This is a genomic window from Nonomuraea coxensis DSM 45129, from assembly GCF_019397265.1.
GTDB classification, from domain to species: domain Bacteria; phylum Actinomycetota; class Actinomycetes; order Streptosporangiales; family Streptosporangiaceae; genus Nonomuraea; species Nonomuraea coxensis.
On sequence record NZ_CP068985.1, the window covers coordinates 7140658 to 7162982 of the forward strand.

General features: G+C 74.9%; 17 protein-coding genes. 3 read left to right on the top strand and 14 right to left on the bottom strand.

The genetic code is table 11. The features are described from left to right. From Nocox_RS33430 to Nocox_RS33470, 9 genes are read right to left on the bottom strand one after another with little or no spacing between them, the layout of a single operon-like run. Positions 1-771 (bottom strand): sulfotransferase, encoded by a 771-nt coding sequence (locus Nocox_RS33430; protein WP_020541169.1) that lies wholly within the window; start codon positions 769-771, stop codon positions 1-3. Continuing rightward, positions 768-1631, bottom strand: a complete 864-nt coding sequence (locus Nocox_RS33435) for a sugar phosphate isomerase/epimerase family protein (protein WP_020541170.1) — start codon at positions 1629-1631, stop codon at positions 768-770. Before Nocox_RS33435 ends, Nocox_RS33430 begins: the two co-directional genes overlap by 4 nt. Beyond that, positions 1628-2293 (bottom strand): hypothetical protein, encoded by a 666-nt coding sequence (locus Nocox_RS33440; RefSeq protein WP_157382830.1) that lies wholly within the window; start codon positions 2291-2293, stop codon positions 1628-1630. The genes Nocox_RS33435 and Nocox_RS33440 overlap by 4 nt, the downstream gene beginning before the upstream one ends. Then, a complete protein-coding gene (locus Nocox_RS33445; protein WP_157382831.1) occupies positions 2290-3237 on the bottom strand; it encodes a Gfo/Idh/MocA family protein in 948 nt (315 codons plus the stop codon). Before Nocox_RS33445 ends, Nocox_RS33440 begins: the two co-directional genes overlap by 4 nt. Then, positions 3234-4484 carry an ATP-grasp domain-containing protein gene (locus Nocox_RS33450; RefSeq protein WP_020541173.1) on the bottom strand — a complete coding sequence of 417 codons (1251 nt, stop codon included), beginning with the start codon at positions 4482-4484 and terminating at the stop codon, positions 3234-3236. Before Nocox_RS33450 ends, Nocox_RS33445 begins: the two co-directional genes overlap by 4 nt. Then, positions 4481-7423: a type I polyketide synthase gene (locus tag Nocox_RS33455; RefSeq protein WP_020541174.1), complete on the bottom strand. Its 2943-nt coding sequence runs from the start codon at positions 7421-7423 to the stop codon at positions 4481-4483. The genes Nocox_RS33450 and Nocox_RS33455 overlap by 4 nt, the downstream gene beginning before the upstream one ends. Next, entirely contained in the window at positions 7420-9186 is a 1767-nt protein-coding gene (locus tag Nocox_RS33460; RefSeq protein ID WP_020541175.1) for a non-ribosomal peptide synthetase, read from the bottom strand. The genes Nocox_RS33455 and Nocox_RS33460 overlap by 4 nt, the downstream gene beginning before the upstream one ends. After that, positions 9186-9914: a thioesterase II family protein gene (locus tag Nocox_RS33465; protein WP_051112451.1), complete on the bottom strand. Its 729-nt coding sequence runs from the start codon at positions 9912-9914 to the stop codon at positions 9186-9188. Before Nocox_RS33465 ends, Nocox_RS33460 begins: the two co-directional genes overlap by 1 nt. After that, positions 9907-10653 carry a hypothetical protein gene (locus tag Nocox_RS33470; RefSeq protein ID WP_020541177.1) on the bottom strand — a complete coding sequence of 249 codons (747 nt, stop codon included), beginning with the start codon at positions 10651-10653 and terminating at the stop codon, positions 9907-9909. The genes Nocox_RS33465 and Nocox_RS33470 overlap by 8 nt, the downstream gene beginning before the upstream one ends. 490 nt (positions 10654-11143) lie before the next feature. Between Nocox_RS33470 and Nocox_RS33475 the strand changes: the two genes are divergently transcribed. Next, positions 11144-11821 (top strand): DUF998 domain-containing protein, encoded by a 678-nt coding sequence (locus Nocox_RS33475; protein ID WP_026213921.1) that lies wholly within the window; start codon positions 11144-11146, stop codon positions 11819-11821. Between the two features lie 293 nt (positions 11822-12114). Here the strand turns inward: Nocox_RS33475 and Nocox_RS33480 are convergent, their stop codons facing one another. The 3 genes from Nocox_RS33480 to Nocox_RS33490 are packed head-to-tail and all read right to left on the bottom strand — an operon-like array spanning position 12115 to position 14241. After that, a complete protein-coding gene (locus Nocox_RS33480) occupies positions 12115-12594 on the bottom strand; it encodes a hypothetical protein (protein ID WP_020541180.1) in 480 nt (159 codons plus the stop codon). Beyond that, positions 12594-12992: a hypothetical protein gene (locus Nocox_RS33485; RefSeq protein WP_020541181.1), complete on the bottom strand. Its 399-nt coding sequence runs from the start codon at positions 12990-12992 to the stop codon at positions 12594-12596. Before Nocox_RS33485 ends, Nocox_RS33480 begins: the two co-directional genes overlap by 1 nt. 34 nt (positions 12993-13026) lie before the next feature. Next, a complete protein-coding gene (locus tag Nocox_RS33490; protein ID WP_033408190.1) occupies positions 13027-14241 on the bottom strand; it encodes an ROK family transcriptional regulator in 1215 nt (404 codons plus the stop codon). A gap of 286 nt (positions 14242-14527) precedes the next feature. On the opposite strand from Nocox_RS33490, the gene Nocox_RS33495 reads away from it, so the two are divergent. Continuing rightward, on the top strand, positions 14528-15895 hold the full coding sequence (locus tag Nocox_RS33495; protein ID WP_020541183.1) for a hemolysin family protein: 1368 nt from the start codon (positions 14528-14530) through the stop codon (positions 15893-15895). Continuing rightward, complete coding sequence (locus tag Nocox_RS33500) at positions 15892-16908, top strand: hemolysin family protein (RefSeq protein ID WP_020541184.1); 1017 nt, start codon at positions 15892-15894, stop codon at positions 16906-16908. Before Nocox_RS33495 ends, Nocox_RS33500 begins: the two co-directional genes overlap by 4 nt. Positions 16909-17043: 135 nt before the next feature. Here Nocox_RS33500 and Nocox_RS33505 read toward each other — a convergent pair whose 3' ends face one another. Both Nocox_RS33505 and Nocox_RS33510 read right to left on the bottom strand, forming a co-directional pair. Further along, a complete protein-coding gene (locus tag Nocox_RS33505) occupies positions 17044-19155 on the bottom strand; it encodes an FtsX-like permease family protein (protein WP_026213922.1) in 2112 nt (703 codons plus the stop codon). Next, positions 19152-22322 (bottom strand): FtsX-like permease family protein, encoded by a 3171-nt coding sequence (locus Nocox_RS33510; protein ID WP_026213923.1) that lies wholly within the window; start codon positions 22320-22322, stop codon positions 19152-19154. Before Nocox_RS33510 ends, Nocox_RS33505 begins: the two co-directional genes overlap by 4 nt. Positions 22323-22325 lie beyond the last annotated feature (3 nt).

A 22325-nucleotide genomic window follows, 5' to 3' on the forward strand; every position in this document is an offset into this window, starting at 1 on the left:
TCATGCCTTTCGTTGGTCGAGGAGCTCCTGCCAGAGGCGCTCGACGTGCGCCGGCAGGGCGTGGGGCGGCTCGGCGGGCGGGCGCCCGTCGAGCAGCCCCGCGTAGGGGGCGAGGTCGAGGCCGGTCGCCTGTGACAGCCGCCGGAGGTCCTCGCCGGCGCACAGCCGCCCGTACTCGACGACCGTGCGGTGGGGGTGATCATGTCGCAGCCATGGTTCGTGCCAGGCCGCCCACTTGTCCAGCGCCGCCTCCCAGCCGCCGGGACGCCAGGGCCGGTCGCCGGACCAGCGCAGTGTCGAGGCCGCCACGTCCGCCGGATGGCGCACCAGCAGCACCCAGTGCGCGTCCGGCACGGTCTCGGCGAGCCGGTCGAGCTCCAGCAGGTACTCGTTGTACTTCTCGCCGTAGCGGGTCGCGTCCGCGTAGGCCCGGCGTACCAGGTCACGCCGCAGCGTGAGCGCGTCGCCCGCGGCTCCCGCGGCCACCTCGGCCGCCGCGGCCCGCAGCACGTCCTCCACGGTGGCCAGCCACCGCTCGCCGCCGCGTCCGTACGGCGGCCTGCGCCGCAGGGCGTGCAGCATCTCGTCCACCCGCAGGTGCCGGCCGCGCACGTCGGCCTCGGTGCACCAGCGGTGCAGCACGTAGGGCAGCTTGCCGTTGATGGTGAACAGGCCGCCCACGGCGTCGAACGCGGCCTCCAGCAGGGAGGCCAGGGCGGTGGTGCCCGAGCGCTGGGCGCCGAGCAGGAGGAGCGGCGCCGGCCCGGTCACGGCTCCGCGCCCGCGGGGGCCAGCTCGTCCACCCAGTCGCGCAGCCGCCGCATGCACTCCACGCCGGCCGGGTGGCCGCCCCGCGAGAACGCCTCGCCCCAGGGCTCGTCGCGCTCGGTGGCCGTGAGCGCGCGCCCGATCCTCCAGTGGGTCTCCAGGCTGACGAACCCGCCGTAGCCGTCCTCGGCCAGCCGCCGCAGGATGGCGGGCCAGTCGAGGTCGCCGTCGCCGAGCCGGACGTAGCCGCGGGTGCCGTCGGGGTCCTTGACGTGCACGTGCCGGATGCGCTCGCGTCCTGCCTCGTAGTCGGCGGGGAAGGGCTCGGGGTCCCAGCCGCTGAAGACGCTGTTGCCCGGGTCCCACAGGATGCCGAGGTCGTCGCGGCCCAGCTCGTCGAGGAACGTCGCCAGGTGGCGCAGGGTCGGGGTGTTGGTCCTGGTGCCGTTCTCGACGACGAGCGGGACCGGCAGGTCCAGGCCGTCCAGCACCTGGGCGGTCAGGCGCGCGGCCCGTACGGGGTCGGGGTCGCCGTCGCGGTAGAAGCTGAAGATCCGTACGTGGGGCGCGCCGAGCAGGGCGGCCTGCCGGCAGCCGTCCGCGAGCAGGTCGGCGGCGGCCTGGAGGTCGGCGTCGGTGACGGGCAGCGCGGTCTTGAGCGCGGGCGGCGCGAAACCGGCGTTGGCCAGGCCGTGCTCGTCCAGGACCGCGCGGGCCGCGCCGAGCTGGGCGTCGCTCAGCAGGTGGGGCGGGGTGCCGTCCATGGACCTGATCTCGACGGCGTCGAACCGCAGCTCGGCGGCGGTCCTCGCGACCGTACGGCAGTCCTGGGCGAGCTCGTCGCCGATCACGGCGAGTCTCATGTGTTCTCCTTCAGCAGCGTGGCGAGCAGGACGAGGTCGGCGCCCGGGTTCCCGGCCCGGGACTCGACCGTGACGCACCTCAGCGAGGTCCGTTCCATGACGGCCAGGACGGGTTCGAGGTCGCGTGGTTCCAGCGGGCGGTGCCGCGTCCCCTGCGGGGTGCGGTGGAAGCCCTTGACCTGGGCCGCGCGGACGTGCGGGGCGAGCGCGGCGAGCCGGTGCCGGTCGGCGCCGCCGATCTCGGCCAGACCGAGGACGTCCAGCACGAGGCCCACGCCCGTGCGTTCGGCGAGGTCGATCAGCGTGGTGACGTCCGGGCCGCCGGCGTGCGTCTCCACCCACAGCTCGCGCCCGGCGGCCTGCTCGGCGACCAGCCCGGGGTCGGGCCGTTCGACGCAGAAGACCTTGACCGGCCACGCCGGCGGCGCTTCGGCGAGCTCCGCCGCGGGGTCGCCGAGCCGGGCTCCGACGCCCGTGAAGAACACCTCGGCGCCGGCGGCGGCGATCGCGCGGAGGCCCCGCTCGACGCCGTCGCGCTCCCAGGCGTGACCCTTGCCGATGCGCAGGTCCAGGCCGCTGCCGCCGTGCCCGAGAACGGCGGCGGCGAGGTCGGCGGCGGTGGCGTGCGGCAAGGAGCCCGAGCTGAGCCCTAGGGGGGTCATCGGGCCTCCCCGCGCAGGAGGCCGTCGAGGATCGCCATGACGGGGCGGGCGCGTCCCAGCGCGGCCAGCTCCAGTGGCGCGCGGCCCGCCGCGGCGCGGGCCAGCTCGGCGTAGACCTCGGCGCGCAGCCGCTCGGCGGGCCTGGCCTCGCCGCTGACGGGCGTGCCCGCCAGCTCGCCGGTGACCGCGCCGGACCGCACCTCCACCCAGGCGTCCGCGCCGAGCACCGTGAGCCGTTCGACCCGGGCGGGCGAGCGGCTGGTGACCGCCACCGACAGCCGGGCGCCGGAGGCGAACAGGACGTGCCCGCACAGCTGCGCGTCGATGCCCGGGGCGGCGTCGGCCCTGGCCAGCGGCGTCACCGACACCGGGGCGCCGAGGAGCTGGCAGGCCAGGTCGAGGTAGTGCACGCCCAGGTGCGCGGTGACGCCGCCGAGCGCGTCGCGCGGGTCGGAACGCCAGCCCGCCTGCCGGTAGTGCGCGTCGGGCCGGGCACGGGAGACGGTGAGCGTCGCCACCGCCCCCGCGAACCGCTGCGGCGGCAGCCGCCGCAGCGGCTCGGGCAGCGCGAACCGGTGCTGGAACATCACCCCGGCGAGCACGTCGCCCGCCGCCGTGCGCGCGAGCAGCCGGTCGAGCTCGGCCGCGCTGCGGGCCGGCGGCTTCTCCAGCAGCAGGTGCCGGCCCGCGGCCACCGCGCGCTCCGCGGTCTCCGCCCGCGCGCCCGGCGGCAGGCACAGCGCCAGCGCGCGGACGCGCTCGTCGGCCAGCGCCTCCTCCAGGCCGCGCACCGGCAGCCCGGCGTCCCTGGCCGCCGCGGCGGCGCGCGGATCGGCGTCCACCACGGCGGCCACGTACGCCTCCGGCGTGTCGGCCAGCGCCTGCGCGTGCTGACGGCCGGCGTTGCCGTAGCCGACGACCGCGACGCCCATCGCCCCGCTCACGTCGCCTTCCTCTCCCCGGCCCGCAGCTCGTGGCCGGTCCGCGTGACGGCTCCCGCCGGCGTGTCGAACGTGAAGCGGATCCGCGACAGGCCGCGCTCCAGGACGTCGAGCATCTCCCCGTGCGTCGGCGCGTGGCCCACGGTCAGGTCCAGGTAGACGGCCGTGCCGTCGGGCGGCAGGGCGGTGCCCGGCCGCACGAGCCGGCGGGAGGCGGTGATCCCGGGGGTGCGGGTGAGCTCCCCGGCGCCCTCGACCGCGGCCAGCCGGGTGGCCTGCGGCAACGGGCGGCTGTAGTGCTGGAAGTACACGCCGCCGCGCGGCCTCATGGACACGTCGGCCTCCTGGCCGAGCGCGAGCCGTCCGGCCGCCTCGATGAGGTCGAGGCCGCCTGCCCGCTGGTAGAGCTCGTTGACGAACCCGCCGATGCGCCCGTTGACCTCGATGATCCTGGGGCCCTGCGGGGTGAGCTTGATCTCGGTGTGCGTGATGCCGTGCCGCACTCCGAGGGCCTTCAGCGCCCGCCCGGTCAGCTCGGTCACCTCGGCGCGCAGGGCCTCGTCCAGGGTGTCGGGGAAGAACTGCCCGTTCTCCCTGAACGGCGGCAGCAGCGGCAGCTTGCCCGTGACGCCGATGGTGCGGACGTCGTCGCCCACGCAGGCGCTCTCGACCGAGACGTAGTCCCCGTACGGCTCGCACGGCGTGCCGAGGAGACGTTCTTCGACGACGAGCGCCTCCTCGGCGGCGGGACCGGCGGGGTCGAGCAGCCGCCGGGCCAGCGTCCTGCCCTCCTCCGCCGTACGGACCAGGTACGTGTTGCGGCTGCCCTCGCCCTTCACCGGTTTGAGCACGGCGGGCAGGGCCAGGTCCACGGGCCACTCCTCCGCGTCGCGCAGCAGGTGGCAGGCGGGGGTCTCGATCCCGTGGCCGCGCAGGACGCTCCGCTGCAGGCTCTTGTCGGTGAGGCGTTCGACGGTCTCGGGGGTGTGGAAGGGCAGTCCGGCCGCGGCGGCGAGGCGGGCGGCGGCGGGCAGCTCGCGTTCGCCGAAGGCCACGACGCCGTCCAACCGGCCGGCCGAGGCGGCCTCGTCGAGCGGCACCACGATGCCCTCGCCCTGGAGCAGGCTCGCGTACGAGAGGGCCCTGGGAGGCAGGATGAAGATCAGCTCGGGGCCGAAGCCCAGCCCCGTCAGCAGGTCGCCCAGGGTCACCGCCCCCGGGCCGAACACGATCGCGAGCCTGGCGGTCATGCCGATCCCCTTCCGTGGTGCGCGAGGAGCGCCGCGATGCCCCGCACCGTGGGGGCGGCCACCGCCTCGCGCAGCGGGACGGCGACGCCGGTCAGCTCCTTGAGCCGGGCGATCATGCGCACCATGAGCAGCGACTGCCCGCCGAGGGCGAAGAAGTTGTCGTCGGGGCCGACCCGCTCGACGCCCAGCAGGTCCCGCCAGACCGCGGCGACCCGCGCGTCGTTCCCGTCCTCGGCGCTCTCCTGGCCGCCGTGCTCCCTGGCCGCCGCTTCCCCGGCGACGGCTTCCCCGGCGACCGCTTCCCCGGCCGGCGCGGGTGCGGACGGCCGCGGCGGCACGGGGTCGAGCCAGTGCCGGGAGCGCTGGAACGGGTAGCCGGGCAGGGGGACGCGGCGCGCCCGCCGGTCGTCGTCCAGCGCCGCCCAGTTCACCGGGGCGCCCGCGCACCAGGCCGCGGCGACCGTCTCCAGGAACGTCGTGAGCGGGCCGGTCTCGTCCTTGCGGCCGGGCAGAGCGGCCAGGGCGACGGCCGGGCGGCCCGCCGCCGTCTCCTGCACGAGCGTGGTGAGCGTGCTTCCCGGCCCGACCTCGATCAGCAGCGGGTCCCGCCAGCCGAGCGCGTGCTCGGCCGCGTCGGCGAAGCGGACGGTTCCGCGCAGGTGGCTGGTCCAGTAGGCGGCGTCGAGGCCGTCCTCGACCGGGCCGCCCGTGAGCCCCGAGACGATCGGGATCACGGGCCGGCGGTAGGTGAGCCGCTCGGCGTGGGAGCGGAACTCGCCGAGCAGGCCGTCCAGCATCGACGAGTGCGCGGCGATCGGCACGGGCACGGCGCGATGCGTGATGCCGCGCGCGTCCAGCAGCTCGACGAGCTCCGGCATGGCGGCGGCCGGGCCCGCCACGACGACCGAGCGCGGCGCGTTGACCGCCGCCAGCGACAGCGACTCGGGCAGCAGCGGGGCGACGGTGTCCGCGGCGGCGAAGACCGCGAGCATGGCACCGCCGCGCACCCGCTCCAGCAGCCGGCCTCGGGCCGCGACCAGGGCCGAGGCGTCCCGCAGGCTCATCACGCCGGCCACGCACGCCGCCGCGTACTCGCCCAGGCTGTGCCCGAGCAGCGCCTTGGGCCGCAGGCCGAGGGAGAGCAGCAGCTCGGCGGTGGCGTACTCGATCGCGAAGACGGCGGGCTGGGCGAGGGCCATCGTGTCGAGCTCGGCCTGGGCGGCGGCCGGGTCGGCGGGGGCCCGGCACAGGAGCCCGCGGAGGTCGGCGACCTCGGCGAACTGCGCGGCGCACTCGTCCATGGCCGCGCGGAAGACCGGGAACCGGTCGTAGAGGCCGGCGGCCATGCCCGGGTGCTGGTTGCCCTGCCCGGTGAACAGGAAGCCGACGCTCACCCGGCCGCGGGCGAGGACCGGCGGCCGGAACGACGTGGGGCGCGCCAGGTCGGCGGCGGTGCCCGCGACGGCGGCCGTGCGGTACCTGCGCTGGTGGCGGCCGTGGCGCAGGGTGTGCGCCACGTCGCGGACGTCCAGGTCGGGGTGCTCCATGAGGTGCCCGCTCAGCCGGGCGGTCAGCTCGGTCAGCGCCGGCGCGGTGTGCGCCGACAGCGGGACGACCATCGGGGTCTCCGCCCGCTCCCGGCCCGCGCCGGCCTCGGGCGCCTGTTCGAGGATCACGTGCGCGTTCGTGCCGCCCACGCCGAAGGCGCTCACCGCGCCCCGGCGCGGCCCCTGGGTGGCGGGCCAGGGCCGCAGCACGCGGTTGATGAGGAACGGCCCCTCGTGCAGCCGCAGGTCCGGGTCCTCCTCGTCGCAGTTGACGCTGGGCGGGAGCTGCCCGTGCCACAGGGCGAGCGTGGCCTTGATCAGCCCGGCGACGCCCGCGGCGATGTCCACGTGCCCGATGTTGGGCTTGAGCGTGCCGAGGACGCACGACGCGGGCCCCGGCACGTCGCCGAACGCCTGGGTGAGCGCCTCGACCTCGATCTTGTCGCCCAGCTCCGTGCCGGTGCCGTGGGTCTCGACGTACTGGATGGTCTCCGGCCGGACGCCGGCCGCGGCGTGCGCGGCCCGTATGACGTCGGCCTGGCCGCTCACGCTCGGCGCGGTGTAGCCGACCTTGCGGGCGCCGTCGTTGTTGATCGCCGACCCCTTGATCACGGCGTAGATCGTGTCGCGGTCCCGTACGGCGTCCTCCAGCCGCCTGAGCACCACGACCCCCACCCCGTTGCCCGGCACGGCCCCGCGCGCGTCCTTCGCGAACGCGCGGCAGTGGCCGTCGGGCGCGAGGATGTCGTGCGGGCTGTAGCGGTAGCCGGAGCGCTGGGGCAGGCTGATCGAGGCGCCGCCGGCGAGCATGAGGTCCGCCTCGTGCCGCAGCAGGCTCTGCGCGGCCATGTGCACCGCGACCAGCGACGTCGAGCACGACGTCTGCAGGGCGATGGCGGGGCCGCGCAGCCCCAGCCGGTACGCCGTCCGCGTCGCCACGTGGTCCTTCTCGTGGCCGACCAGCATCGCCATGTCGCCCATGCTGCTGACCAGGCCGGCGTGGCCCAGCACGTGCCGCAGCAGGTAGTGGTTCTTGCCGGTGCCCGCGTACACGCCGATCGGCCCCGGCGCGGCGTCCTGCGTGTAGCCCGCGTGCTCCAGCGCCTCCAGCGCGCACTCCAGGAAGAGCCGCTGCTGCGGGTCGGTGAGCTGGGCCTCGCGCGGCGGCAGGCCGAACAGCTCCGCGTCGAAGTCCTCCACGCCGTCGATGACCCCGCGGACGGGGACGTACGCCGGATCGTCCAGCTCCTCCTGGGGCACGCCCGCGGCGGCCAGCTCCTCGCGGCCGAACCGGGTGAGGGACTCCCGCCCCGCCGCGACGTTCGCCCAGAACGCCTCGGGAGTGGCGGCGCCCGGCAGGCGCAGTCCCATGCCGATGATCGCGACGCTCATCGGGCGGCTCCCCGCAGGTGCTCGGCCAGGGCCTGGACGGTGGGGTACTGGAAGATGTCCACGATGCGCAGGGGGTGCCCCGGCAGCTCGTCGCGCAGCCGCAGGTGCACCCGCCCGGCCAGCAGCGAGTCGCCGCCGATCTCGAAGAAGGGGTCCTCGACGCCGAAGTCGCCGGTCCCCAGCACCTCCTTCCACACGCCCGCGATGACGTCCTCGAACGCGTCGGCGGGAACCGCCCGTGCCCTTCCCGAGCCGGCCCTGGCCTCCAGCGCGGCGACGTCCACCTTGCCGTTCCGCGTGTACGGCAGCCGCTCGATCACCACCCACAGCGCGGGCACCATGTAGCCGGGCAGCTCCTCGCGCAGCGCGCCGCGCAGGCGCTCCACCAGCCCGTCGTCGCCGGGCTCGGCGACGACGGCCGCCAGCAGCCTCCTGGAGCCGGCGTCCACGCCGGTCACGACCACGGCGACGTCCTTGACCCGCGGGTTCGCGAGCAGCCTGCTCTCGATCTCGGCCGGCTCGATGCGGTAGCCGCGCACCTTCACCTGGCGGTCGCGGCGGCCGGTGAAGTGCAGCAGCCCGTCCTCGTCGCGGCGTACGAGGTCGCCCGTGCGGTAGAACCGCTCGTGCCGTCCCGGGGGCACGACGAACGACCGCGCGGTCTCCTCCGGCGCGTCCAGGTAGTCCAGCGCCAGCCCGCTGCCGCCGAGGTACAGCTCGCCGTCGGCGGCCGGCCGGCCCTCCTCGTCCAGGACGAGAGCGGTGGTCCCCGCGACGGGCCGGCCGATCGGCACCGGGCCGTCCACGTCGGCCGGGCCGGTCATCGGATGCACGGTGGAGAACGTCGTGTTCTCCGTCGGCCCGTACGCGGCGACGACCTCCAGCCCGGGATGACGGGCGAGCAGGGCGCGCACCGCGTCGGGCGGCACGACGTCGCCGCCGGTGAGCACCTGGCGCACGGTGGCGAAGCCGTCGATCGCCTCGCCCGCCATGACCCGGAAGAGCCCGGCGGTCAGGAAGGCGACGCTCACGCCCGCCTCGCGCAGGAACGTGGCCAGCTCGGCCGGGGAGACCGGGCCGTCGGGGTAGATTTCCAGGGTCGCGCCGGTGGCGAGGGCGCAGAAGATCTCCAGCGTCGAGGCGTCGAAGGCCAGCGGGGCAAGGCGCAGCATCCGCTCGCCGGGGCCGCGGCGCAGGTAGGACGCGCCCCGTACCAGCCGGACGACGCCCCGGTGCGGGATGCGCACCGCCTTCGGAACCCCGGTCGAGCCCGAGGTGAACGTGACGTAGACGGCGTCGCCCGGCGCGCGGCGCGCCCAGGGGCGGGACCCGGCGGAGGGCTCAGCGGTGATCACCACCGGCCCGAGCGGGACGCACGGGCCGGGAGCCGCCTCGACGACGGCGGGATCGCCGATCACCGCCACCGGCCGGACCCGCGACAGCATCGCGCGCAGCCGAGGCAGCGGCAGCCCGCCGTCCACCGGCACGTACACCGCGCCGACGCTGAGCACCGCGAGCACCGCGACCACTTCCTCGGCCGAGCGCGGCACCGCGACCACCACGTGGTCCCCCGCCTTGACGCCCTGCGCCAGCAGCGCGCCGGCCTGCGTCTCGACGTGCCCGAGGAGCTGCTCGTAGGTGAGGGACACCCCTCGCCGGCGCTCCCGCACGGCCACCCGGTCGGCGAAGCCGGCCGCGGCCCTGACGACGAGCTCACCCACGTCGGTCTCCGCGTCGATCTCCGGCCCGCGTATGACATCCATCAATGCACCCCCGTAGTCGAAATGCCGCTGATCATCGCCTCGCCCATCGAGCTGACGATCGCCTGCCTGTTGGCCGGCTGCCGCAGGTAGAAGTGGCCGCCCGGCAGCAGGCGCGAGGAGAACCGGCCGGTCGTGTGCCGGCTCCAGCCGGGCAGCCGGTCGTGCAGGTCGTGCTCGTCCGCGCCGGCCAGCACGTCCACGGCGCAGGGCAGCGGGTCCCGGTCGTGGCGGAAGCGGTAGGTCTCCATGGCCGCGTAGTCGGCCCGCACGTACGTCGCCACGACGGCGAGCAGCTCCGGGTTGTCCAGCACCTCGCCGGGGATGCCGCCGTGCCGCACGTGCAGGGTCCGCAGGAGGTCGGCGTCCGGCAGGTGCCGTACCTCGGGCTCGGGGCGGGGGACGTCCGGGCTGGGGAAGGACGACAGCCACAGCCGGTCCGGCGTCGCGCGTCCCGACCGCCGCAGCGCGTGGGCGACCTCGAAGGCGAGCAGCGCGCCGAAGCTGTGCCCGAACAGGCCGAACGGCAGGTCCAGCGCCAGCGTGCCGGCCAGGTCGGCGGCCAGGGCGAGCAGGTCCTCGGCCGCGGGCTCGCCGAACCTGGCGCCGCGGCCCGGCCGTTCGACGCCCACGACCCGTACGTCCTCGGCGAGGCCGTCCCATGCGCGGAACTCGCCGGCCGAGCCGCCCGCGTGTGCGAAGCAGTACACCCGCGCCCGCGGCTCACCCATGACGGCGTCCGGCCAGGCCGAGGATGCGCTCGCGGGCGGCCGGGCTCCTGAGGAACTCGCCGCCGGGCACGTCCACGCGCACGGGCTCCCACTCGGCGGGCGTCCAGCCCGGCGCGGGCCCGCGGTCGCTGTCGCGGCTCGTGACGATCCTGACCGGCCTGGCCGGTGCCGGCGTCGCCGCCTCCGCCGTGGCGAACAGGAAGTCGAACCAGGCGCGGTACCGGCCGCTCAGCAGGTCCACGCACGTTTCCAGCTCGGACTCGGGGATCCCGTCCGCCGTCAGCTTGGTCACCAGGTCGGCGCGGAGCACCGCGAGCACCGAGTCCCTGGTGATCTCGGCGGGCGCGCCGCCGGGACCGGCGCCGAGCGTCGTGCGCAGGTGCGCCAGCTCCTGCCCGATCTCCTCCGTCGTCGGCCAGGTCGGCTCCACGAGCACGACCTCGGCGTCACCGACCCGCTGCGCGATCTCCATCGTGAGCGTGGCCGCGCTGCACCAGCCGAGCACCGCGGCGGGCGGGCCGGCCAGCTCCGCCTCGATCTCCCGCGCGAGCAGGTCGGCGAGGCGCTTGACGGACAGGTGCCCGTGCGCCTCCAGGTCCTGTACGGCCTCCACGCGGTAGACCGCCCGGCCAGACTCGGGGACGCCGATCAGTCCCGTCAACGTGTCAGCCGTGGAGAACATGGCGAAGTCCACCAGGACGACGGGCGGCACCTCGCCCCCGGTCACCTTCTCCAGCACCCGTTTCCCCCTCCGAGGTGTTCTGTTGCGCCCCGGGGTGGCGGACCCTCGTAGGGAGGCCCGAGCTCATGGCTCCGCGATGGTCCCCGTACGAATGTGCTGTCACTGACGACCGTCCTGGTCGCTGGGCCGCCCCCGGCCGCGACCACTGTGGCAGCACGGTCTGAAGCTCCGCTGGAACGCGAACTGGAACGCGTTTCAGCTCCGCTTCAGCACCCGGGAGCGCGGCCGGCCCACCAGGCGTACATCAGTCTTGACTTATATAAGTGGTGCATGAAATTGTCGCTTCGTGCACGCACCCTTCCGCCAGTTCTGGCGCCACCACCTGGACATGCTGGAGATCGAACTCGCGCGCGCCCGGCGCGAACGCCCTCACCCGCTCGACGAGGCTTCCCGACCGCGAGGGATGCCCCGCGATCAGCACACGGGCGAGCACGGCACACCGAGCCCGCCGGACGGCGACTCACCGACGATCATCAGGAGCGGACCGATGACCGAGAACCTCGCCACGACGACCGGCAGGGCGACGCGAACGCTGCTGATGTGCGGCGCCGTCGCCGGCCCGCTCTACATCGTGGTGGTCCTGCTGCAGCTGCTGACCAGGGACGGGTTCGACATCAGCCGCCACCCGGCCAGCATGCTGAGCAACGGTGACCAGGGATGGATCCAGATCGCCAACTTCGTGGTCAGCGGCCTGCTGTTCGTGGCGGGAGCGATCGGCCTGCACCGGGAACGTGGTCCGGCGGGCTGGGCCGGCACCTGGGGGCCGCAGCTGGTCGGCGTCTGCGGCGCCGGGATGGTCGCCGCCGCCTTCTTCTCCGCCGATCCCGCCGACGGCTTCCCGCCCGGGACGCCCCTCGGGCCGCCCACGGACATGAGCACGCACGCGATGGTGCACTTCCTCGTCTCCGGGATCGCCTTTCTCGCGCTGATCGCCGCGAGTTTCGCGTTCGGCCGGCGGTTCGCGGCGGCCGGGCAACGCGGCTGGGCCGCCTTCAGCATGGCGACCGGGGCGCTCTTCCTGGCCGCCTGGATCTCGATCTTCGCGATCCAGGGTTCCCGGGTGGTCAACGTCGCCTTCGCCCTCGCCGTCGCGCTCGCCCTGGCCTGGGCGTCGCTCCTGGCCGCGTACCGGCCGGCTCGGCCCGGCGCGGCGGTCAGAAGGTGAAGCCGCCCTTGACGACGCTGATCCCGCGTTCCTCGGGGAGGACGGTGTCGAGGACGCGGAGCTTGTCGTTCGCCCTGCGCCAGCGGTAGCCGCTGCCGCGCACGATCACTGCGCCGCACCCCGGTCCACGTCCTGGTGGAGAAGACCTCGTTCACCTCCGGCCGGACGCGCCACCGCGAACGGGGACGCGCCCTTGACGTCGAGGTCAACCGCGGAACGGCGCCGCGCCGGCTCTCGTCGCCGTCCCTGGGCCCATCTGTCCCCTTACGTACATGCTCCGTCTGCGAAACTCCTCAGAGCACCCCTTTCTCCACGTCGGCATGAACGAGCGACTCCACCTCGGCGGAAGACTCTTCAAGCTGCTCGATGACTTCCGGCTGATCTTCGAAGTACGCTGGATGAAACGGACGTAAGATCAGGCGCGTATCCTCCCAACGAGAGGATTCCATGCTCACGATCGTTGGACGGTTTTCCGCGCTGATCTTCCACCTGCGGGACAACAGCAGACCGGCCGCTTTGTCCAGCGCTTCCCGACCACTCGCAGCTCCGACATCAATGATCAAAGCATGCGAGATCTGCCTGCTGCCATCCTTTTCACTTTCACTGGTCGACTCCGCTCGTACCTCTCCGATACCGCGAATGTCGTCGAGAGCGGCGGGTTCCACCCGCAAGACGACCTCGACCGGGGAGAGCGAGCACCCCGAACAGAGAATGACCAGGCCGAGGACGACGGCCGCAACCCGACCACGATAGGCCGGATTCTCCGCCGACATCAGGAGGATCCATGATCGGATTGCCGCAGCAGCTCCCCCACGGGAGCGACCACGTGCCGGCCACTCCCCTGGCACACCCACGCCACTCGGCCTTTCCCCGCACCCAGATGCAGGCCGAATCCGTGCGTGGGACACACGGGCCATACGATCCAGAGGATTTCCGTCAGACAATCCTGCAAAGCCTCGGCCGTCGAACTGATCGCCTCCTCCATGGAGGCTCCGGACAACTCCGTGCCTCCGCTCCAGTACCTCCCGTCTTCCAGACCTATGTAATAAGAATCGCCATCCCGCTGCCGCACCATCTGATAGCTGTGCGCCCGGCGCAGCTCGTCATCGAGATCGCGCTCGACAATCGCCATGGCACCCAGCAGCCGCTCGAAATCGTCTTTCGGAATCACGTCACGTTCCTTCCGTCCCGGCCGGCCGGTCGCGTCATCGCCGGGTGGCCAAGGTGGTCAGCGGGTTGTCGAGGAGGCCGGCGAAGGCGAGTTCGGCGGCCCCGGCGAGCGTGGTGTCGTCGCCCAGGGCCGTCACGGCCAGGCGGACCCGTTCGCGCGACACCGGCAGGACGTGCGCGTCGATCCGGGCGCGGACACGCGGCGCGGCGGCCGGGTAGACGTCACGGAGCATCCCGCCGAAGACCACGAGCGCCGGGTTGAACAGGTTGATGAGGTTGACGACGCCGACGCCGAGCCAGTCACCGACGCGGTCGAGGGCGTCCCGCGCCCGGGCGTCACCGGTCCCGGCCAGGGCGACGACCGCCCGGATGCCGGCGCGTCCGACGAGGTCGCCGGACCATCCCGCGTAGTCGAGCAGCGCCTCCTCCCCCACCTCGGCCTCCAGGCAGCCGCGCGACCCGCACAGGCAGGGCCGCCCGTCGAACGGGTTGATCAGCATGTGCCCGAGTTCGCAGCCGTAGCCCGCGTCGCCGTCCAGGAGTTCGCCGCCGACAATGATCCCGCCGCCGACGCCGACGTCCCCGTGCAGATAGATGAGGTTGTCCACGTCGCTTCCCGCGCCGCGTACGTGCTCGGCGATCGCACCCAGGTGCGCCTCGTTGCCCACCTCGACGGGGAGCCCGAGGCCGAGCCCGGCGGCGAGTTCCGGACCGAACGCCTGGTCCACCCAGCCGAGGTGCGGGCCGTACCGGACCGTGCCGTCGGCGCGCCTGATCAGCCCGCAGTACGACGCGCCGACGCCCACGCACACCGCGTCCGGAGCGGCCCCGGCGACCAGTTCGCGGCCGAAGGCGGCGAGGACGCCGACGACGTCCTCCAGGTCGACGCCCGCGCGGGTGCGTACGGCCTCGCGCCGGTCGAGGATCCGGCCGCCGAGTCCGACCCGGGCCGCGAGCAGCCGGTCCACCGCGACGTCGAACGCGAGCCCGTACACCGTCTCCTGCTCGGGCATGACGACGATGGACGGCCGTCCGGCGCGGCCCTGACCGGTGGGGACGCCCTCGCGGACGAGCCCGGCCGCGGCGAGCTCGGCGGTCAGGTCCATGATGGTGCTGCGGTTGAGGCCCATCCGGCGGCTGAGCGCGGCCCGCGACACGGCGCCGTCCTTGTGGACGCGGCGCAGCACCTCACTGAGGTTCCGCTGCCGCATCTGCTCCTGCGTCCGCGCGCCCGCCGCCGATCCCGTCATCGCCACCACCTTAGGACGGCCGCTGTTCAGGCGGCAGGCGCAGCATGATCGTTGATCAGGGTAGGGGGAACGTCCGCCGGGCCGGGTACGTTCGAAGCCGAAGTCCGATGCCGGGCGATACGCCCCGGTTAGCGACTGAGTGCACGAATCCGCTAGCGTCGAATGGAGGCGCATGCGGGCGGGCCTGCCCGCATGCGCTCCTCAGGCCGGTCCGTCCGGCCGGACAGAAGGGAACATACGTGTCGGCGAACCTGACCCGCCCGCGAGCCGTACAAGGGCGTGCCAGGTGAGCGTGGCCCTCGGTCTGCTGGCCGTCTTCCTGCTCACCGCCGCCACCGGCTACTTCGTCGCCCAGGAGTTCGCCTACGTCAGCGCCGACCGGCTCACCCTGGTCGCCCAGGCCGAGTCGGGCGACAGGAAGGCCGCCAAGGCGGTCAAGGTGATGGAGCGGCTGTCGTTCATGCTGTCCGGCGCCCAGCTCGGCATCACCGTCACCGCCCTGGTCGTCGGCTTCATCGCCCGCCCCGCGCTGGCCGAGCTCATCGCCCCCGCCCTGACCGCGCTGGGCCTGTCCGCCGGCCTGGTGGACGCCGTCGCCCTGGCGATCGGGTTCGCGCTGGCCACCGTCATCCAGATGGTGCTGGGCGAGCTGGCCCCCAAGAACCTCGCCCTGGCCAGGCCGGAGCCGCTGGCCCGCGCGCTGGCCGGGTCCACCCTGGTCTACCTGACGATCGCCGGCCCGGTGATCAGGCTCTTCGACTCGGCCGCCAACCGGCTGCTGCGCGCCGTCGGCATCGAGCCGGTCGAGGAGCTGCACCACGGCGCCACCCTCGAAGAGCTCGGCCACATCATCGGCGAGTCCGAGGCCCACGGACACCTGCCCGGCAGCCAGGCCGACGTGCTGGAGCGGGCCCTCGCCTTCTCCGAGCACACCGCCGAGGAGGCCATGGTGCCGCGCGTGGACGTCGTCGCCGTCTCCGCGGTCGCCACCGTCGCGGATCTGGACGAGCTGATCGCCGCGCACGGCCACACCCACTACCCGGTGCTCGGCGCCACGTTCGACCACGTGGTCGGCCTGGTCAGCCTGCGCGACGCCGCCGCCGTCGCGCCCGAGGACGCCGCCCGCGTACGGATCGGCAGCATCTGCCGGGACGTGCTCGTCGTCCCGTTCTCCCTCGCGCTGCCTGACCTGGCCAGGCAGATGCACGAACGCGGCGAGGAGGTGGCCTGCGTGGTGAACGAGCACGGCGGCCTGGCCGGGCTGCTCACCTGGGAGGACGTCGCCGAGGAGCTGGTCGGCGAGATCGCCGACGAGAACGACGTGGAGCCCCCGTCCGTCGTGCGCCAGGGCGACACGTGGGAAGTGGACGCCGCCCTGCGCATCGACGAGATCGCCCTGGCCACCGGCCTGGCCCTGCCCGACGAGGACGAGTACGACACCCTCGCCGGGCTCGTCCTGCACCGGCTCGGCCGCTTCGCCGCCCCCGGCGAGACGATCACCGTCAGCCTGCCCGCCACCCTGGACGACCAGGCCCCCACGCACGCCCGCGTCGAGGTCCTGACCCTGCGCCGGCACGTCCCCGAACGCGTCCGCCTGACCCCCTGCCGAGACGACGAGAGCGACGGGAACCCCGAGAACGAGGAGCAGCCGTGAGCCTGACCACCGGCCTGGTGCTGACCCTGCTGCTGCTCGTCGGCAACGGCTTCTTCGTCGCCGCCGAGTTCGCCCTGGTCGCCGCCAAGCGCCACCGCCTGGAGAAGGCCGCCGCCTCGGGCAGCCGGGCCGCCTCCGCCGCCCTGTCCGGCATCAAGGAGCTGTCCCTCATGCTGGCCGGGGCGCAGCTCGGCATCACGCTGTGCTCGCTCGGCCTCGGCGTGGTGTCCGAGCCGCTGATCGCGGGCACCCTCGTCCCGCTCTTCCACGCGGCCGGGCTGCCGGACGCGGCCGCGCACTCGGTGGCGTTCGTGATCGCGCTGGCGCTGGTGACGTTCCTGCACATGGTGCTCGGCGAGATGGCGCCCAAGTCGTGGGCGATCGCGCACCCGGAGCGGTCGGCCACCGTCCTGGCGCTGCCGTTCCGCGGCTTCACCCTGCTCGTACGGCCGCTCATCAGCGCGCTCAACGGCATCACCAACGGCCTGCTGCGGCTGTTCAAGGTCCATCCGCGCGAAGAGGGGGAAGCGCCCAGGACTCCCGCCCAGCTCCGGCGCCTGGTGGAGGAGTCGCGCCGGCTCGGCCTCATCGAGGCCGAGGACCACGCCGTCCTCACCCAGGCTCTGCGCGCCCCCGAGGCGCCCATCGCCGCCCTGGTCACCCCGGCCGATCAGGTCGTCACCGTGCCCGCCGACGCCACCGCGCGGCAGATCATCGACGCCTGCCTGCGCGCCCGGCGCTCCCGCCTCATCGCCGGGCCGCTCACCGCTGCGTCGGGGGTGGTGCACGTCCGCGACGCCTACCTGGCGCGCCGCCGCGGCGACACCCGGACGACCGCCGCCCAGCTCGCCCACCCGCTGCCCGACCTGGCCGAGAACGCCTCGATCGCCGAGGCGGTGAGCCGGCTGCGGAGCGCCCGCGGGCAGGTCGCGCTGGTCAGGACCGAGACGGGCCACGTGTCGGGCATCGTCAGCCTGGACGACCTGCTGACCACGCTGCTCGTCCCCGCCTGACCGCCCGGCCCGGCGGGAAGTTTGCCCCGTTCCACCCAGGTCCGCCTCATCGCCACTTCCGGCCCGGCCGGCGCCGCTGAGCGGAGTGAGCACGGCGCCGAACGACCGGCCACCACGTGACGGGGGGCGGCCGGCTCAGCTGTCGCCCGCGCGGAGCACCTCGCTCAGCCGTCGCCGGCGGCGTGACGCCGATTCGACGGGCACCACGACGGCGACCGCCGCCAGGAACACGACCGCCACCAGGCCGAGCCCCCACCACGGCGACGCCGGGACCGGATCGGCGCCGGTGAGCAGGCGCAGGGCGAGCGAGCCGAACGTCAGGCGGGCGAGCAGCACCCCGAGCAGCGGACCGCCCACAGCGGCGACCACCACCGGCGGCAGCAGCTCTCCCGCGGCGACCCAGCGCGCCTCCCGTGGCCGCAGCCCGAGGGTGCGCAGCCGGGTCAGGGTGCGCCATCGCTCCGGCGCGCCGGCCGCCGTGCCGAGAGCGAGTCCCAGCAGGCCCAGAACCGGCAGGGTCACCGCCGAGGCCCACGCCAGCCGCAGCAGTCCAGAGGCCAGCGGCCCCTCCGCGGTCCCCTGGCCGACGGTGGCGCCGAAGACGATCGCGTACGAGGCCAGGGCCACGGAGGTCACCAGCACCAGCAGCGGCAGTACCCGGGCCGAGGCCGCCGCCGCCCTCGCCGCCCCGAACACCGCCAGCGGCCGGCGCGACCGCAGAAGCCGCCTGAGCACGAAGCGCGTCGCGATAGGCAACGCCCTCGCCAGCACGAGCGCGCCCGCGAGCGCGCAGAGGGCAGGCGCGCTCGCGGCCAGCACCCCGCCACCGATTCCACGCTGGTACAGAGCGACGAGGGCGCCGGACGCGGCCGCCAGCACCCCTGTCTCAAGAGCGGCCCGCCGCAGTCGTACGGTGTTACGCACCCACCGCCGCGCGCTCCGGTTGGCCGGGACGCGGCGATCCCGGGTGGCGCGGGCGGCGGTGAGCGTGCCGAACGCCGGCCCGGCGACGACGGCGGTGACGACCACGGGAGGCGTCCAGTCCCAGGAGACCCCCGGCGCGACGGCCAGGGCCAGGCCGAGCCCGGCCGCCGCGGCCGGCAGCGCCATCACGGCGGATTCGAGCAGCAGCTCGCCGCCGATCACCGGTAGCGACATCCCTCTCTGCCGGGCCGCTGCCAGGGTGGGGGCGCGGCGGTGCACCAGCAGGTCGGCGGCGAGCAGCAGGACCAGGACCGCGACGGCGAGCAGGGTGACGAGCAGGACGGACGCCTGCGCGAACGCGGCGCCGACCTGGGAGCTCACGTCCCGCAACACTCCGTCGAGCCGGGTCTCCCACTTCAGCGAGCCGTCCCGGGCGCCGGAGGAGCCGGAGGCCGCCTTGAGCGCGACCACCTTCGCGGCGACCGACGGGACCACGTCCCAGGTGAGCCGGGCCGGGTCGGGCGTGAACCAGACGGTACGCCGCAACTCGTCCAGTCCGAAGGCGAGCCGGGCGTCGGGCAGCGAGTCGCGTGACAGCAGCCCGGCGAACCGGGTGGCTCCGGTGCCGTCCGCGCCGCCGACGGGACCCAGGAGCGAGGGGAGGAGCCGCCAGGCGGGATCGGCGCTGTCCTGAGGCCGGAAGATGCCGCTGACCTGGACCTTCTTGACATTCCCCTGGTCGTCGGCCAGCGGGATGCGGGCGCCGGGACGGAGCTGGAGAGCGGCGGCGTCCGCCTCCGACAGACCCACCTGCACCGGCCACGGCGGCGCGCCGTAGGGAACCGCCGCCGTCGCGGAGGCGGTGGGCCGCGGCGCACCGCCCGCGATCCAGGTCACGCCGGGCCCGCCGTCGCGGGCCACGTAGGCGAGCTGGAACGTACGCAGCACGCTGCCATCGGTGATCTTGAGGGTGGGGCTGGTGACGGTGGCGACGGGTGCACGCAGGACGGCGCGCAGGCCGGGGCCGAGTTCGTCCGTCGCCCTGGCCCGGAAGTCGTCGACGTCCTCGGCGAGGCGGGGGTGCCGGACCCGGCTGCCGCCCGGCCCGTCGTCATCCTCCATCCGGGAGTGGACCTGGAGGTCGCCGCCGGTCCTGCGGACCGCGTCCCGTACGGCCGCGTCGGCCGTCGCTGACAGGAGCGGCGGTACGGCGCCGCCGAGCAGCGTGACGACCGCCACCACGACAGCGGCCAGGAGCAACGGCCCGGCGTCGGCGCGGGCGCGGCCGAGGACGCTGGGCCAGTGCGGTGCCGGGATCCTCACGACGCCACCCGCAGATGCGCGGCGTCGGCGCGCCGGGCCTGGACGACGACCACCGCGGTCACCGCCAGCGCGCACCCGGCCGGCAGCGCGGTGAGCAGGGCGGCCTCGGCGGCCCACGGCCAGACGGGCAGCACCTCGGGAACGGGGGCGGCGCCGGTGTCGGAGCGGACGAGCAGCGGCGCGACGACGCGGGTGGCCAGCGCGCCGACGACCGCGCCCGCCGCGAGCAGCGGCAGCAGGATGCCGACGTGCTGGCCGAGCAGCACCGCGCGGATCTCGCGCCGGGTCATCCCGAGACCCCGCAGGCGTGCCGTCTCGACCGCGCGGGCCCGCAGGTCGAACGTCACGTGCAGGACGATCCCGGCGATCATCAGCAGCACCGCGGCCGGTACGAGCAGCCGGAGCACGGCCGGCAGCGCGGCCCGCAGCGGGCCGCCGGTGAGCCGGGCGGCCTCGGCCGCGCGCGTGGTGACGTCGCCGAGCCGGAGATCGGCCGCATCCCCCCTGGTGGGACGGCCGACCCACCACGCGTCCACGGGCACGTCGAAGTCGCCGTTGACGGCGAGGGCACGGGACAGCGCGTCGAAGTCGGCGAGGACGGCCGCGGCCCCCGGAGCGGACGGCACGGCCGGCAGCACCTCGGCCACACTGACCTGGACGGGGGTGAGGCCGACGGTGAGGTCGAGCCGGGAGCCGCGCCGGGCGCTCACCTCGTCGGCCAGGCGGGCGGAGACGGCCACGGGCACCGGTCCCGGGGCCGGGAAAGCAGTGGCGACGAGGTTCCTGGCGGCGTCCGGCGGGCCCTTCAGCGCGACGGTCGTGGTCATCCTCAGCTTGGTGCCCGCGGAGGTGCTGGTCAGGGCGACGGCCGGATCGCCGAGCTGCCCAGGGGCCGGCCCGGCTGAGGTGGCGGTCCAGGGCGATGCCTCGGAGACGGTTCCCGCCACGGTGAGCGTCACGGCGACGCGGCTGTCCCCCTCGGGGGCTTCCGCCAGGGCATCGGAGTACCCGGTGCCCACGTTCCCCGTCGCGAGCACGAACGGAAGGGACACCGCGACCAGCCGGAGCCCTTCGGCCGTCGCGCAGTCCGGCAGCGGATGCGCTGTGCCGTCGAGCGGAACGGGCGCGCCGGTGCACGGAGTACGCAGCCCTGTCGCGTCCTGGAGCAGCAGGCGGGGCGTCACGGTGAGCGGCGTCGGACCGGTCGCGTTCCCGGTCAGGGAGAGCGCGGCTCCGGCCGGGACGGGAACCCCGGCGGCGCGCGTCGGGGGCGCGAGAAGGGCGCCCACGGCGTTCCAGGTGCGGCCGTCGTCCAGCCGCCCGCGCAGCAGCGCCTCGGCGCGCGTGGTGTCCACGGCGATCAGCCTCGGCGGGTCACCGGCGCCACCGAGCCACTGCCCGATCGCGACGCCACGATCGGTGGCCGGGCTCACCTCTCCCCCGCCGGCCGCGCCGACCATCCTGCCCTGCCCGGCGGCGGGCGGGACGGTGAGGGTGAGCGCGAGATCGGTGCCGAGGGACAGGTCGGCCTGGTCCTGCTGGGAGCGCTGCCAGGTGGCGTCGAACCCGATCCCGTACGTGGCCGCCGCGCAGCCCAGCCCGATCAGCAGCCCCGCCGCGACCGCCTGGGGCCTGCGCGCGGCCTCGAACGCGGCCAGCGGGACCATCAGCCCGCGAGCCCGGCCGGCCAGCCGTTCCGCGACGCGCAACGCCGGCCACACCAGGCGCAGCGCCAGCGCGGATCCGGCGATGAGCAGCAGCGCGGGAGCGAGCACCCGTACGGTGTCGACGGGAGAGCCTGAACCGGCCGGCTGGTCGCGCAACTGCCACCAGCCGACGGCGGCGAACGCCACGAGCAGCAGGTCCGCGCCGGATCGGGCGAGCAGTTCCCGCCGCCCGCGCACCCCTCCGGAGGAGGTCCGCAGCGAGGGCACGACGAGCACCACCGCCAGCGCCAGCGCGCCGCCGGCGACGGACAGCACCTGTACGGCGTTCACGCCGAAAGGCGCGGCGAGCCCGGCCCCGGACATGGGCGGCAGCCGGGTCAGCGCGGCGTGCAGGGCGGACGAGGCCGGGATCGCGACCGCGGTGGCGAGCACGGCGAGCGCGCCTGCCTCGGCGAGCGCGGCGCCGGCGAGTTGGCCGCGGCCGACGCCCAGCGCGGACAGCAGGGCGGTCTCGTCGCCGCGCACACCGGCGCTGAGCCGGCCGGCGAGGGCGAGAGCGGTCGCGGTCAGGACGAGTCCGATGGCGGCGACGGCGAGCACGGCGGCCGTGGTGACCCGTTGCTGGTCGTGGGCGGCCAGCAAGGTCGAGGGCAGCCGGGAGGCGACGCGCTGGATCCTTACCCGGTCGCCGAGCGTCCGCCCCAGGCGGCGGTCGGCGCCGAGCACCGCCTGGGTGACGGTGTCGAGGTCGCGGACGGCGGGGGCGGACAGGTCGGGGTGGGCGCTGATCTCCAGCCGGTCGAGGGTGGAGCCGCCGGCGAGCAGGTCGCTGAGGTCGACGATGAACGGCCCGTACGCGTGGACCGGCTGGGCGGAGCGGCCGTCGCGGTAGGCCGGATCGTAGCCGGCGGCGGCGAGGGGGTCACGCTCCCAGCCGGCGCCCGGCAGCGGGCGTACGACCCCGACCACGCTCACCTCGGCTCCCTGGTCGGGATCGTCGGCCAGCTCTCTGCCGAGACGGACCCGGCTGCCGGCGCTCAGGCCGAGCCGCCGCGCGGTGCTTTCCAGCACGACCGCCTCCGCCGGCGTGGCACCCGCCCGTGGCAGGCGTCCGGCGGCCAGTTGGGTGCGGGCCGGCAGGTCCTCCACCCCCGACAGGTACGCCACGGCCGGGACACCGGCGCCGGGGAGCGACCGCATCACGGACGACGCGCGCGCGGCCGTCGTCGCCGTGAACGGGGCGAGGGCCGAGGTCAGCACGGCGCGGGTGTCGTCGGCGACGGATCTCGCGTGCTCGCCGCGAACGGTGACGGTGTAGGCGGTGACGCCGACCTGGTCGTGGGTGGCGCGCGAGGCGGCGGTCTCCAGCGCCTGCTCGGCGGTACGGGTGAGCAGGAGGGCGCAGGCGCCCAGCAGCGTGGGGCCGACGACGGCGACGGCCAGGAGGGCGGCCAGCAACGGCCACTGCGCACGGACTCTCCGGGCGACCAGCCTCAGCACGGA